Annotated in this window: 16 protein-coding genes; all 16 read left to right on the forward strand. The window is 48.3% G+C overall.

Annotation, left to right across the window (positions count from 1 at the left end):
* Positions 1-178 precede the first annotated feature (178 nt).
* A complete protein-coding gene (locus JNN12_13090; protein MBL7979268.1) occupies positions 179-688 on the forward strand; it encodes a DUF3598 family protein in 510 nt (169 codons plus the stop codon).
* A 91-nt stretch (positions 689-779) separates the two neighbouring features.
* Positions 780-2,045 carry a 3-isopropylmalate dehydratase large subunit gene (locus JNN12_13095; GenBank protein MBL7979269.1) on the forward strand — a complete coding sequence of 422 codons (1,266 nt, stop codon included), beginning with the start codon at positions 780-782 and terminating at the stop codon, positions 2,043-2,045.
* Between the two features lie 33 nt (positions 2,046-2,078).
* A complete protein-coding gene (locus JNN12_13100) occupies positions 2,079-2,615 on the forward strand; it encodes a hypothetical protein (GenBank protein ID MBL7979270.1) in 537 nt (178 codons plus the stop codon).
* Positions 2,616-2,644: 29 nt separating this feature from the next.
* Positions 2,645-3,406, forward strand: a complete 762-nt coding sequence (locus JNN12_13105; GenBank protein MBL7979271.1) for a hypothetical protein — start codon at positions 2,645-2,647, stop codon at positions 3,404-3,406.
* A gap of 4 nt (positions 3,407-3,410) precedes the next feature.
* Complete coding sequence (locus JNN12_13110) at positions 3,411-3,731, forward strand: hypothetical protein (GenBank protein ID MBL7979272.1); 321 nt, start codon at positions 3,411-3,413, stop codon at positions 3,729-3,731.
* Positions 3,732-3,750: 19 nt separating this feature from the next.
* Positions 3,751-4,584, forward strand: a complete 834-nt coding sequence (locus JNN12_13115) for an SDR family oxidoreductase (protein MBL7979273.1) — start codon at positions 3,751-3,753, stop codon at positions 4,582-4,584.
* A complete protein-coding gene (locus JNN12_13120; protein ID MBL7979274.1) occupies positions 4,584-6,677 on the forward strand; it encodes a hydantoinase/oxoprolinase family protein in 2,094 nt (697 codons plus the stop codon). Before JNN12_13115 ends, JNN12_13120 begins: the two co-directional genes overlap by 1 nt.
* Positions 6,670-8,256, forward strand: coding sequence for a hydantoinase B/oxoprolinase family protein (locus tag JNN12_13125; GenBank protein MBL7979275.1), 1,587 nt, complete (start codon positions 6,670-6,672; stop codon positions 8,254-8,256). The genes JNN12_13120 and JNN12_13125 overlap by 8 nt, the downstream gene beginning before the upstream one ends.
* Positions 8,257-8,317: 61 nt before the next feature.
* Entirely contained in the window at positions 8,318-9,514 is a 1,197-nt protein-coding gene (locus tag JNN12_13130; GenBank protein ID MBL7979276.1) for a class I SAM-dependent methyltransferase, read from the forward strand.
* A 20-nt stretch (positions 9,515-9,534) separates the two neighbouring features.
* Complete coding sequence (locus JNN12_13135; protein ID MBL7979277.1) at positions 9,535-9,888, forward strand: hypothetical protein; 354 nt, start codon at positions 9,535-9,537, stop codon at positions 9,886-9,888.
* Entirely contained in the window at positions 9,889-10,305 is a 417-nt protein-coding gene (locus JNN12_13140) for a nuclear transport factor 2 family protein (protein ID MBL7979278.1), read from the forward strand.
* 8 nt (positions 10,306-10,313) lie between these two features.
* Complete coding sequence (locus JNN12_13145) at positions 10,314-10,982, forward strand: isochorismatase family protein (GenBank protein MBL7979279.1); 669 nt, start codon at positions 10,314-10,316, stop codon at positions 10,980-10,982.
* Positions 10,979-11,884 carry a polysaccharide deacetylase family protein gene (locus JNN12_13150; protein ID MBL7979280.1) on the forward strand — a complete coding sequence of 302 codons (906 nt, stop codon included), beginning with the start codon at positions 10,979-10,981 and terminating at the stop codon, positions 11,882-11,884. Before JNN12_13145 ends, JNN12_13150 begins: the two co-directional genes overlap by 4 nt.
* 3 nt (positions 11,885-11,887) lie before the next feature.
* A complete protein-coding gene (locus JNN12_13155; GenBank protein MBL7979281.1) occupies positions 11,888-12,802 on the forward strand; it encodes a polysaccharide deacetylase family protein in 915 nt (304 codons plus the stop codon).
* 58 nt (positions 12,803-12,860) lie between these two features.
* Positions 12,861-13,328, forward strand: a complete 468-nt coding sequence (locus JNN12_13160; protein MBL7979282.1) for a MarR family transcriptional regulator — start codon at positions 12,861-12,863, stop codon at positions 13,326-13,328.
* A gap of 11 nt (positions 13,329-13,339) precedes the next feature.
* The gene (locus JNN12_13165) at positions 13,340-14,356 is read left to right on the forward strand and encodes a hypothetical protein (protein ID MBL7979283.1); all 1,017 of its coding nucleotides are present in this window, start codon (positions 13,340-13,342) and stop codon (positions 14,354-14,356) included.
* Positions 14,357-14,402 lie beyond the last annotated feature (46 nt).

Raw genomic sequence — 14,402 nt, forward strand, 5'->3', positions numbered from 1 at the left:
GAACATTATTCACATGAATAAATGAAGATCGTTTTTTGAAATGCGTATGTACATTCCAAGCCAACAAGTAGTTGTAAACGCTTTCAAAAGCAAAATATCTGGTTTTACGAACCATCAACATAAAATCTTCCTTACCCCGTTCACGATACCCTTTAATTCCTTTATTCTAAATAATGCTATGGCCGAATTAAGACTTTTCCCGAAACACACGGGCATTTGGGAAGGCACCTACATCCGTATCAATGCGCAAGGCGAAAAAACCAATGAATGGAAAAGCCGCCTAACGATCAAATTGAATGAAGACGGAAGTTATCACCAAGTAAATCAATACTTCTGGGCGGATGGGCATCAAGAATGTCATGACTTTGGGGTGTGCCATTTCAACGAAGAAGGGGTTCTAATTTTTGATAGCCCCCGCATTCAAGGCTACTCTTGGGAAACCAAAGACAGCGTTTGTTTGATCTGGACCTACTTGAACCGCCCCGGCTCCAAACTTTTTGAAATGATTGATTTGATTGGCGATGGAACGCATCGGGTACGGAATTGGCGCTGGACGGAAAATGACGAGTTCCAAGGCATTACCATGATTGAAGAACGGCGTGTGGCCACCCAAGATGAGATTGATCCTAAGTTTTGGAATGATTTGCCCAACTTGCGTACCAGTGGGCCTTCTCGTAGCGACCATTAATTCCCCTTCAGTCCGCCGGCTGCCTTTTCCCCTTTGCTGCTTTTAAGTCGGCGGGCTTTTTTGATTCCAAGCCTCTATTCCTTTGATCCCAATGACGATTACCGAAAAAATAATGGCCCTCAATAGCGGTCGGGATAAAGTGGTTCCCGGCCAATTGGTGTGGGTGGATGTGCATAGCATCATGACAATGGATTACCTCGGCGAGCAATGTTTTAAGCAGTTTCGCTCTCTGGGGGTGAACGAAGTGTTTGATAAAGAACGGGTCATTTGTGTAAGCGACCACTTGGTTCCACCGCCTAATGAGCAGTTTGCCACCATGCTCAACCGCTGGCGGCAGATCGTCAAGGAACACGAGATTGCTTATTTCTATGATTTAGGTCGTCAAGGGATTGCCCATCAAATCATGGTGGAGCAAGGGCATGTTTTGCCGGGCAAGGTGAGCATTGGAACAGATTCGCACGCCAATACCTATGGTGCTGTGGGGGCGGTTGGAAATGCGATTGGTGTAACCGATGCGGCGGTAGCTATGGCGACGGGCAAATGCTGGTTCCGTGTGCCAGAATCGGTCAAGTTTGTGATTAAAGGAACTTGGCAGCCTTATGTCATGGCAAAAGACTTGAGTTTGCACATTATGGGGATGATGCACTGGAACGGGCATTTGATCTATAAGACCTTGGAGTTTACGGGCGAAGCCATTGAAGCCTTGGATATGGCAGGGCGCATGACTTTATGCAATATGACGGTGGATCTAGGGGCTAAAAACGGGATTGTCGCGCCCGATGCGGTTACACAAGCCTATTTATCGGGCGTTGCAAAAGGCGATTGGGAAATGATTGCCAGCGATCCCGATGCCCATTATGATGCTGTTTACGAAGTGGATGTTACCAATGTTGGTCCTACAGTTGCTTTACCTGATAAATTGGATGATACGGTTCCTGTTGAAAAAGTCGTGGGGCGTAAGTTTAATAAAGCCTTTGTGGGAACTTGCACCAATGGGCGGGTGGAAGATTTTGCCATCATGGCAGAAATTCTCGAAGGCAAGCAAATCCACCGCGATGTAAATATGATCGTGGTACCTGCTAGCCAAGCCGTTTACCTCGAAGCCTTGAAACGGGGCTACCTCCAAACCTTAGTGGAGGCTGGCGCGGCGATTGATACCCCAAGCTGTGCGGCTTGTGCGGGTATTCATACGGGGGTTGCTGGCGATGGCGATATTGTTCTCAGTGCTGGAAACCGCAATATGAAAGGGAGAATGGGAAGTAAAAATGCCCAAATCTATCTTACCAGTCCAGCTGTTGTAGCCGCTTCAGCAATTCGGGGGGAAATTACGGATCCTCGCGAAACGGGAACTTACTAATCTTTTGAACAAACGAACTTGGACAAAACGAACATGGCTAAAATTACAGGAAAGTGCTGGGTGGCTTCGGATTATGTGATGGCTTATGACATCATTATCCAGCGTTTTTGGACTTCACCCATAGACAAAGCTGAGAATGCCAAGTGGGTCATGGCAGGCGTTGCCGAAGAATTTAACCGCGAAAATGGCTTTGTAGAGGGTGGTTTTACCTTCATTGTGGCGGCGCATAACTTTGCAGGAGGTGGCAAAAGCATTGAACATGTGGTTGCGGGTTTGATGGGAGCGGGCATTCAAGCTGTTTTTGCCAATAGCTTTTCACGACTACAATTTCGCAATGCCATCAATTATGGCTTACCGTTTATCACATGCAGAGACCTTGCGAAAAGCTGCCAGACGGGCGATGAATTAGAATGGGATACCGAGTCTGGCACGGTTCTCAATTTGCGGACAGGTGAAGCCTTCCATTCTGTTCCCGTTGCACCTTTTGTAGCAGATGTGGCAGCAGAAGGCGGCCTGATGAACTTTATTCGCAAAAAAATTGCTGATGGTTCCATTCACGAATTGCATTAAACGCCTTTTCATTGCTTGAGCGCTTTGTCATGAAAGAAAACCAACTTAAAAACCGACTATTGGCAAGAAAGCCCTGTTTTGGGGTGATTTCGCCTACAACCGATGCCACCATTTGCGAATATGTGGGACTTTCGGGCATGGATTTTTATATGATTGATGCCGAGCATGGCGCAATCACCGCGAGCGACATCAGCCATTTAGTGCGGGCTTGCGAATTAAGCGGGTGTACGCCATTAGCTCGTGTGGGGGATTTGAATACCGCGCTGATCCTGCAATATATGGATGCGGGTGTGATGGGGGTGATGATGCCGGGTTGTACTTCGGTGGCGGATGTCGAAAAATTGGTGGCGGCCATCAAATATCCACCTTTGGGTAAACGCGGGCTTGGCCCTGTTCGGGCAGCCGATTATATGATGAAAATGCCCCAAGTCGAATATGTTTCGTTTGCCAATGCCCAAACCCTTGTTTTACCGCAAGTGGAAGACCTCGAAGGCGTGAAAAACCTGCGCAAAATGGTACAGGTCGAAGGTGTGGATGGCTTTATCATTGGGCCACGAGACTTGGCAATGTCTATGGGCTTTTATGATGGGCCTGCTCATCCCGAAGTGAATGCGGTGATTGCCGAGATTTTTGAAGTGGTCTTAGGCGCGAATAAAATCATTGGAACGGTAGCAGGAACGCCTGCCCAAGCAGAGGCTTTGATCGAAAAAGGAGCCACGTTCTTGCTTAATTCTGTGCAAGGCTTGCTTTCTGGTGCAGCCAAAACGTTTATGCAACCAAGAACCCCCTGATCTTATGAAAAAAACAACGCTTATTGTACTCTTTAACCTCAAAGAAGGGGTTTCGGAAGCGGAGTACGAACAGTTTGCAAAAGAAATAGATGTACCGACCGTGGTACGCCTGCAATCGGTGGAAGCCTTCAAGGTGTTTCGCACATCGGGTGTTTTGGGCAGTGAAGCCCCTGCGCCTTATCGCTATGTGGAAGTGATCGAGGTTGCCGATTTAGACGGGCTTTTTGGCGACTTAGGTAGCGAAACCATGCAGCGTGTAGCAGCACAATTCCAAGCCTTTGCTGATAATCCACTGTTCATGATGGCAGATGCTTTTGCAGGATAAGATTTTGCAGGAGAAAAAGATGTATCAATTACAAGAAAAAGTTGCCATTGTAACCGGAAGCGGACGGGCAAAAGGCATCGGTGAAGCCATTGTCTTGCGGCTCGCCGCCGAAGGTTGCCATGTCGTCATTAGCGATATTGGCGCGCCCAAAGGAGCAGAGTTTTCGGCTGAGCATATTGGCGCAACCGATGAAATGGAGGCAATTGCAGCGGCAGCCCGTCAATTAGGCGTAAAAGCCATCACGATTACGTGCGACGTGCGCGAAGAAGCCTCCGTTGCTCATTTAATCCATCAAACCGTAACCGAATTGGGCGGTTTGGATATTTTGGTCAATAATGCGGGCGTGGGCTATCTAATGGAAGCTTTCCCCGATTTTCAAGAAAGTAGTTGGGACGCGGTTTTGGATGTAAACCTCAAAGGTACTTTTTTGTGTAGCAAACACGCCACTCGCCAAATGATTGCGCAAGGGCGCGGTGGCTGCATTGTCAATATTGCCAGCCAAGCCGCCAAATCAGGATTTCCGTTTGCGGCGGCTTATACCGCTTCCAAACATGGCGTGTTGGGGCTGACCCGCTCGAATGCGGTTGAGTTGGGCAAGTATGATATTCGAGTCAATGCGGTTTGTCCAAACCATATCACAACAGGGCTTGGACATTGGCAAAATAAATTCTTTAGCGAAAAACTCGGCTTGGATTACGAAACCTACTTGCAAGGCATTCGGGATCGAAATCCCTTGGGCAGAACAGGTATGGTGGAGGACATTGCCAAAGCCGTCGCCTTTCTTGCATCCGATCAGGCGGCTTACATCACGGGTGAAGCCATGAACGTAAGCGGAGGCGAAGAATATCATTGATGATGAAATTAGGCATTGACATTGGTGGCACATTTACCGATCTCGTTTTGCTGGATGAAGCAAGCGGACGCATGGTATTTGCCAAAACGCTCACCACATACCCCGATCCTTCGCTTGGGATTTTGAATGGTGTTCAACAAATCTTACAAAATGCGGCAGTTTCCTTGGCAGATGTGCAGACGATTGTGCATGGCACAACCTTGGTTACGAATGCGGTCATTGAGCGAAAAGGGGCAAAAACGGCATTGCTTACCACGAAAGGCTTTGAAGATGTCTTGGAAATTGGGCGCGAAATGCGTTATGACATCTACGACATTCACCTAACGATGCCACAGCCTTTGGTGCCTCGTGCATTGCGAATCGGTATCGCGGAACGTTTGGATAAAAACGGGCATGTGCTACAAGGCATTGAAACAGCAGACCTTAAAGCGGCGCTAACCAAGCTCCAAAAGAAAGGCGTGCAGAGTGTGGCGGTGTGTTTTTTACATGCTTATACCAATCCAAAGCACGAACAAATGGCAGGTGAAGTCATCCGTAAACAGTTTCCTGCCCTTACCTACTCGCTGAGCAGTGAGACCATGCCCGAAATTCGGGAGTACGAACGGTGTTCGGCGACAGCCATGAATGCCTATGTGCAGCCATTGATGGATACGTATTTACGGACCTTACAAGCCAAGTTAGAGGATTTAGGGTTTACAGGCGTGATCCACATTATGGATTCGGCAGGACGGCTGACCACACTCGAAGGCGCACGTAAAAACCCCGTCCAACTTCTCGAAAGTGGTCCCGCAGGAGGCGCAATGGCTTCTGTTTTTTTCTCGGCGCAATTGGGGCAAACCCAAAACACGCTACCGCCCGACTTGGTCGCCTTCGATATGGGTGGTACAACCGCCAAAGCCTCGATCATCCGAAATGGACAGCCCGAAATCACCAACCATTTTGAGGCGGCGCGGGAGAAACGCTTTAAAAAAGGAAGCGGCTTGCCAGTGCGCATTCCGGTTATTGATCTTATTGAAATTGGGGCAGGCGGCGGCAGCATTGCCCACCTTAATGCCTTAGGTTTATTGAGCGTTGGTCCCGAAAGTGCCGCTTCAACGCCCGGTCCAGCCTGTTACAATCGGGGCGGCAAAAATCCTACTGTTACCGATGCAGACTTGGTATTGGGTTATTTGAACGAGAACTATTTCCTCGGCGGCACGATGACCTTGCGGAAGGACTTGGCGACCCAAGCGATTCGGGAGAAAATTGCGGATCCGCTCGGCATTTCGGTGGAGGAAGCTGCATGGGGCATTCACCGTATTGTAAACGAAAACATGGCAAACGCCGCACGGGTGCATATCCTCGAAAAAGGTTTAGACCCACGCCATTTTTCCATGATGGCGTTTGGCGGTGCAGGTCCCGTTCATGCCTTCCATGTTGCTCGATTGATGAGCGCTCCTGCCTTATTTGTACCATCTGGGGCGGGTGTATTAAGTGCTTTGGGCTTTTTGGTGAGTCCTATTGCCACCGAAGAAATTGGTAGTTACGTCTCACGCCTTGCGGGATTAGATTGGGACAAAGCCAATCAGATGCTTGTTGCTATGCAGAAAAAAGGACTCGCTTTTCTCCAAAATGCGGGCATTACCCCCGAAGCTGCCACCACCAAGCTGACCATAGATATGCGATATGCGGGACAAGGGCATGAAATTGCAGTTGCAATTCCTTTTGGAGAACTCAGCGCAGTTTCCTTGTCACTCATTGAACAAAACTTTCAAACCGAGTACTTGCTTCGTTACGGACGCAGCATAGACCATATCCCCATTGAAACGGTAACGTGGCGCGTTTTAGTGAGCGGACCGAAGCCAGCCCTCCAGCCCCAACAACAGGTGATAGGCGAATCCAAGCAGATGCTTAAAGGATATCGTGCCGTGTTCTGGGGCGAATCTTTTGAAGAAACGCCCGTCTATGACCGCTATCAAATGCCCATTGGACGGGCTTTTGAAGGGCCCTGCATTATCGAAGAGTTTGAGAGTACAACTGTCGCTGGGAAAAACAGCACAGTAACGATAGATGCCTTCAAAAATATCATAATCCAATTGAAGGAGGATGAATAAGATGGCGGATTCGGTAACTTTTAGCGCAATAGAGCTAAGTATTCTTTGGTCGCGCCTCATCTCGATTGTGGATGAAGCTGGAACGACTTTGCAACGCACGGCTTTTTCTTCGGTAACGCGAGAAAGCGCCGACTTTGCCGTAGTATTAATGGATACAAAAGGGCAATCTTTAGCCCAAAGCAGCGTGAGCGTACCTTCATTTTTGGGCGTTTTGCCTTTTTTGGTTAAAGCCTTGATTAAAGATCATTTCCCCTTAGACGCTTGGCAGGAAGGCGATGTGGTGATTACCAATGACCCTTGGCTGTGTGCAGGACATAAACCCGATATTGGCATTGTTTCGCCTATCTTTTATGCAGGCAAGCTAATCGGTTTTATTGGCTGTATTGCCCATAGCCCTGATATTGGCGGGGCGCTTTGGGGTGCTGGTGCCAAAGATTTTTACGAAGAAGGTTTGTACTTGCCACCCCTTAAACTGTATGCAGCAGGCCTTAAAAACGAAACCATTTTCCGCATTATCGAAACCAATGTGCGGGCTTCCTTGCAGACGCTAGGAGATATTTTAGCGCAAGTCGCTGCAAACGATCAAGGCATTCGCGCCCTGCATCGGTTGATGCAAGAAAACAAGCTCACCGAAATAGATACGCTCGGTAGCCAAATCATTGCTGCCAGCGAAAAAGCCATGCGCGAAGCCATCCGAAAAGCGCCCGATGGCACGTATCACGCTTCCTACACTGCCGATGGCGATGGACTGAAAGAACCCGTTCATTTTCAATGCGCCCTAACCATTCGCGACGACGAAGTTTGGGTGGACTATACAGGGACTTCGCCCGCGCATCGGCTGGCAATCAATGCAGTGCTAAACTATGTATTTGCTTACACTGCTTATCCCATTAAATGCGTTTTTAGCCCAGAAGTCCCCAATAATGAAGGTAGTTTTCGCCCGATTCATGTTTGGGCTCCCGAAGGCTCTTTGCTCAATGCCCAAAAGCCAGCTCCGCTTGGGGCGCGGAATGTAACTGGCAATTTGCTCTATGCGCCTGTCATGCGTGCCCTAAGCCAAGCCGTTCCTGATAAAGTCCAAGCTGATTGTGGTGCGGCAGTTTGGGTGATGGTCTTAAGCGGCAAACGGGCTGACGAAAGCGAGTTTGTAGAATATTTGTTTTTGGCAGGTGGCTATGGCGGTCGAAAAGGGCAAGACGGTGGCCCAACCTTGTGCTATCCCACCAATGTCGCCAATGTCCCAATAGAAGTTTTTGAACATGATGCGCCTGTTTTGGTAACGGAGAAAAACCTGATTAAAGGCAGTGGGGGCGCAGGGCAGTTCAAGGGTGGGGAAGGACAACGTTTTTCCTACAAAAACATTGGAGCTAACCCCATCCACATTAGCAATGTAACCGAGAAAATCAACAATCGGGCGTATGGGCTTTTTGGCGGAAAAGAAGGACGACAAGGCAAACTTTTCATTCGCACGGCAACAGGCAAAAAACGGTTCACGCCTCCCAAAGGTCATGATAAACTTTGGCCCAGCGAGGAATTGGTGATGGAATTGCCCGGTGGTGGTGGATATGGTTCTCCGTAAGCTATAAGTTTGACGAATATGGACACCTCCTAAATAGTTACCTTTTAAAAATGATCCCAATATGAGTTACCAAATTCCTCCTGTGTTCACCAAACTCCAGCGGCACGAAATGATGGCAGAGTTTGACCACGATGAACGCGCTCGGTATAATTTTCTGGCAAACCTGAACCGCTTTATTTCTACGGTCATTGCGCCGGGCAATAAGATCGCCTACGATAACCGTGTAGAACCGAAGTTTGTACAGGAAAATGGGCGTACCTTCCAAGATCGCCATGAAGTGCAAACCGCCATGAGCCAAGACCCCATGTACCAAACGTGGGCAGCCCTCCGCAGAAGCACCATGGAAATGCGCCAACAAGCAGGACGCTCGGTGGTGCTACGCCAAGCGGATTCGCTCGCCGAAAAAGCGGAGAAAATCTTGGGAACAAGCCAAAACTTGGTGCTAAAACCTAACTTCCAAACCCCACCTTATTTGGCACATGTGGACAACCACTTGATGCCCGGCAGTTACCACACCGAATATCGAGAAGGCGATGTTGCAAACGCTGCCAACTACGATACAGGTTTGTTTGTAACCACTGGTGGTATGTTGGGACGTTTGACCGATGGCGGCGGCAAAGCCATTGCCCATTGGGTGAAAGAAACCTATCCCGATTTCCAACCTAAACGAATTCTTGACATTGGCTGTGGATTGGGGCATAATGTGCTACCCATTGCCCAAATGTATCCCGATGCCGAAATCATTGCCATTGATGCAGGTGCGCCGATGCTACGCTATGGGGCAGCGCGTGCCAAACTGCTCGGCGTTGAAAATGTAACCTTTATGCAAATAGATGCCGAAAATATGGCAGAATTTGCCGACGCAAGTTTTGATTGGGTACAAACCACCATGTTTCTCCATGAAACAGGTGGCAAAGCCATCCACCGCATTTTTGGCGAAATCAACCGCGTTTTAGTCCCCGGTGGCCTCAATTTACACATCGAGCAACCGCAGTACACGCCCGAAATGAGTTACTACGAGCAGTTTATGCGCGATTGGGATGCCTATTACAATGCAGAACCTTATTGGGGACACATGCACGACCTGCAACCTGAAGATTTGATGGAAGAGGCGGGCGTTCCACGCGCAAACTTTATGCAAGTGGGCGTGAAAGCCATTAACGACTTGGACGAAAAGAAACAAGATAGCCAAGTCAAAGAGGACTACGGACGAAGCCCCATCTGGAACGTATTTGGCGGCTGGAAACCTCATTCATAACCTTAGACCTTGAACCGAGCATGAACGAGATTTTGATGGCGAGCAACAAAGCCAAAGGCGCACGCCCCTATTTTTTAAATGACCCTGCTGTAGAGCGGGTCTTGAATATTACCCTGGCAGTGGCTACCGAATTGGCGGTGGCACGCGAACGGATAGACACCCTCGAACGGCTTTTGGCACAAAAAGGCATTCTTTCGCAAAACGAGATCGAAGCCTATATCCCAGATGACGAAGCCGCCGAAGCCCGACAACTTTGGCACGCACGGTACAGCGCCCGCATCCTCCGTATTGTTCAACAAGAATTGGAAGCAATTGCCCAGCCCGAAAACAACAAGCCGATGCACCAAATCGCCGACGAAATCAACGAAATGTAAATGATTCACGCTGTAAACGACCACTATAAAGCCATTATTAACAAAGACTTATTAGGCATTTTAGATAAGTATGACCCTTCCGAAGAAACGTATGTAATCCTCGAAGGGCCACGCCTGACAACCATTGGCTTTACCAAAATCCAAAAAGGCTGGACGGATTTTTGCCGCTCGGCGATTGCGCTCGAAAGCATAGATTGGTTGGAAGGCCCGTTTAGCCAAGAAACTGCCGAAATGGGTTGGGTAGCGGGCATTATCCGCCTTCGTGTGGTGATCAACGGACGGCATTTTGAAAATACGTTTCGCGCCACTTTTGTCTTAATCAACATCAATGGGGCGTGGAAAATTCGGCACGAGCATGTATCAGGCGTATTGACCGACCCTTATGGTATTGGGGACTGGCTTCAACCTGCTAAATAATAAACAAGATGGAATTATCCCATAAAACAGCCCGTGAAATTTATTACGAGGTGAAGGCAAACCCGACGCGGGCGAAGTTTGGTTTCGGCAAAAAAGCGGCGATTGTCAATATTGATCTGCAAAAAGCCTATACCAAGACCGACGAGTTTAAAACGGCTTACGAAACCGATCCCAATCAAATTGCCTACATCAACCAAATCAATCAATTGGCACGTGCCAAGCAGTTGCCCGTTATTTTTACCTATGTTGCCTACATGGATTCGGGCGAGGATGCAGGCGTTTGGGGAACGCGCACTAACACTCCCGATTCGCTCCAAAATATCAAGTTTGGAAGTCGCCGTGCCGAGTTCGACGACCGCTTGGAAGTGCAATCCACCGATGCCGTGTATTGCAAGCGAATGCCGTCCCCGTTTTTTGAAACCCCTTTACAATCACTCTTGGTCTGGCATCAAGTGGATACCGTGATTTTAACGGGCGGCTCAACGTCGGGATGTGTACGCGCAGGTGCCGTGGATGCCCTTTCGCGGGGCTATCGCACCATCGTTCCCGAAGAATGTGTAGCAGATAAACATGAGAGCTTTCACTTTGCAAACTTAACGGATTTGCTCTTAAAATATGCCGATGTCGTATCCTATACCGAAGTCCTTGATTACCTTCAAAAGTACGAACGCCCATGATGCGAGACCCTCATCTCTATCCGTATTGGCCCTATAAAAATCGTCCGAAAATCCGTTGGAAAAACGGGGCAAAGCTGGCTTTTTGGGTTGCGCCCAATATCGAGTTTTATGAGCTTGATCCGCCTAAAAATCCATCAAGAACGCCTTGGGCAAGACCCAATCCCGATGTCGTTGGTTATGCGGCGCGGGACTATGGCAATCGTGTGGGGCATTATCGGATGATGGAAGCGATGGATAAGCATGATGTACGCGGCAGTGTCTCGCTCTCGGTGGCGATGTGCCAACACCATCCTGAAATCATCAAAGCCTGCAACGAGCGAAATTGGGAGTTTTTTTCGCATGGCATTTACAACACCCGATACTGCTACGGTATGGATGAAGCCCAAGAGCGTGCCGTCATTGAGGATTCGATCCGTACCGTAAAAGAAGCAACAGGACAAACCATCGCAGGCTGGCTTGCGCCGGCACTGACCCACACCGAGCGCACCTTTGACCTCATCGCCGAGTATGGCATCCGCTACACCTGCGACTTATTCCAAGACGATCAGCCACAACCGATTTCAGTCAAAAAAGGGCAATTGATCTCCATGCCCTATTCGCTCGAAGTAAACGATGTCATTTGCTACAATTCCTACCTTATGTCTCCACGTCATTATGGTGATGTGTTGAAAAAACAGTTTGATCAATTGTATTTGGAGGGGGAAGAAAGTGGAACCGTGATGTGCATTCCGCTCCATGCGTTTCTTGTGGGGCATCCACACCGCATCAAAGCCTTTGAAGAAGCCTTGCAATACATCACAAGCCATCCCGACGTTTGGGTAACAACTGCCCGCGAAATTGCGGATTATTATTACGCGCATTATTACGATACTTTCTCTGCTTGGACTCCTCAACCTGCTTAAGCCATGCCATTAGACGATCTTTTTTTGCAATACCCCAAGCGTGGTCATCACATGGATCATGACTTGTATGCGTGGTCAAACCTTTTTGAACGCCCGCCACTTCAACTGCCAAATGGCGCAAAACTTGCTGTGATGATCACCATTCCGTTGGAGTTTTTTCCGCTGAATCCATCGGGCAAGCCCTTCAAAGCACCGGGCAGCATGGTTACACCTTATCCCGATTTTCGGCATTACACCACCCGCGATTATGGGAACCGAGTCGGCATTTTTCGCTTGATGAACGTCTTGGAAAAATATGGACTTCGTGCCAATATAGCGATCAACTCGGCTTTGGTAGAGAAGTATCCGATACTGTTGGACGAAGTGGTTAAAGCGGGGCATGAAGTCGTGGCACATGGTGTGGATATGGATGCGCTGCATTATGGCGGAATGGACAAGGAGTTAGAAACAAAATACATCACAGAAGCCTTATCGGTGCTACGTAGCCGATCTGGGCAAGCAGTAAAAGGTTGGCTTTCGCCTGCTTTTTCGGAATCATTCGATACGCCCACTCTTGTAGCAGAAGCAGGTTGTACTTTTATTTGCGATTGGGCAAATGATGACTTGCCATATTGGATGAAAACCCCACAAGGAAATATCATAGCCATGCCGGTTTCTCAAGAACTTTCGGATCGGCGTATTATCATCGAATATCATCAAACCGAAGAAAGCTTTGTCACACAGGTCTTAGACCAGTTCGAGGCCCTTTACGAAGAAGCCGAAACCTATGGTGGACGGGTTTTTAGCCTCACCCTTACGCCTTATATCAGTGGTTTACCGTTCCGTCTTCAGGCAATAGATACGATTCTAAAGTATATTTCATCTAAAAATGATTGGGTTAACCCTACAGGTACAGAAATCGTGGATCTAATGTCCTAAATTCTTTTGAAATAAGGCATTTGAACGCCGTTTCATCCACCCGTAAACCACACGATCTATGATAGAAAAACGCTTAGAGGAATCCATAATTCTCCACCTTATTGCGCTGGGAGATGCCCTCAAGCGCCGCCGTGACCAAATCAGCCAGGGCTTAGGTATTACCACCCAACAATGGCTGATTATGTTATATCTGGCAAAAGACCCAAACTTGCCACTTTTCGAGAATGGCGAACATGAGAAAAAAGTCTTGGCAGCAGAAATTACCCGTGCACTGAACGTTTCCCGCCCCAATGTAACAAATCTCATTGCGACGTTATTAGACAAAGGGCTTGCCATACAAATAGAAGACAAAGAAGACCGTCGCCGCAAGCGCCTCGCCCTCTCTCCAGAAGGTTTTCGCTTGTTAGAAACGCTCCAGCCCTTCCGCAAGAAGCTAAATGAACAACTTTTTGAAGACCTTACCATAGATGAACGCGAAGTCTTTCTGCAATTGATAGATATTTGCCTCCGCCGCCTCACTGCTTAATCCCTGAAAACGTGGAAGCCTATAAAGCCCTTGCCCTGCAAACCACCTGCCACGCCATTAATGCGCTATCGCCGTTAACAGCGCGGGTGCGGATTTTGGAAAATATCCACCGCATTGAACGGCAAATTGAAGCCTCTAAACAATTTATTGGTCACGATTTACGCTTAGTTGTGCTGCCAGAATACTTTGCATCAGGCTTTCCAACGGGCGAAAGTTTTGCGCTTTGGCAAGAAAAAGCCTGTTTTGAAATTGGGGGGAAAGAATATGAAGCTCTTTCAGCCCTCGCCGTTCAATACGATATTTACCTAAGTGGCAATGTATATGAATTAGACCCGCACTTCCCTGATCTCTACTTCCAATCTAGCTTCGTGATAGACCCTCAAGGGACCTGCATTCTTCGCTATCGCCGATTGAATAGCATGTTTGCACCTACGCCACACGACGTTTGGGATAAGTATTTGGAAATATATGGCTTAGAGGGTGTGTTCCCCATTGCAGATACTGAGCTTGGCCGCTTGGCCTGCATTGCCAGTGAAGAAATTTTATACCCCGAAATCGCCCGATGCTTGATGATGCGAGGTGCAGAGGTTTTTTTACATGCCACCTCCGAAGTGGGAAGCCCGCTTTTAACCCAAAAAGGCGTTGCCAAACTTGCACGAGCGATTGAGAATATGGCCTATGTGGTTTCCGCAAACTCCGCTGGCATTGCAGGCATAGACATTCCATTTGCCAGCACGGACGGACTTTCAAAAATCATCAACTATGAAGGCTTGGTACTTTGCGAAGCAGGCTATGGGGAAAGTATGGTTGCCAATGCCACGATTGATATAAATGCCCTTCGTAAACATCGCCAGCGTCCTGCCATGGCCAATTTTATCGCCCGCCAGCGCTTCGAGCTTTTCGCAGAAAGCTATCAAACCCACAGCTTTTATCCTCCAAACACCTTCGAGGCACAAAAACCCGACCGCCAAGTCTTTCTCCAAAATATTCAAGGGGCCATCAATCGGTATATGGAAGCAGAAGCATGATCCTGTTTTTATATATCCATATGCTGAAACAAAAGAGGAAAAGTCT

This window comes from Bacteroidetes Order II. bacterium, from assembly GCA_016788705.1.
Classification (GTDB): domain Bacteria; phylum Bacteroidota; class Rhodothermia; order Rhodothermales; family UBA2364; genus UBA2364.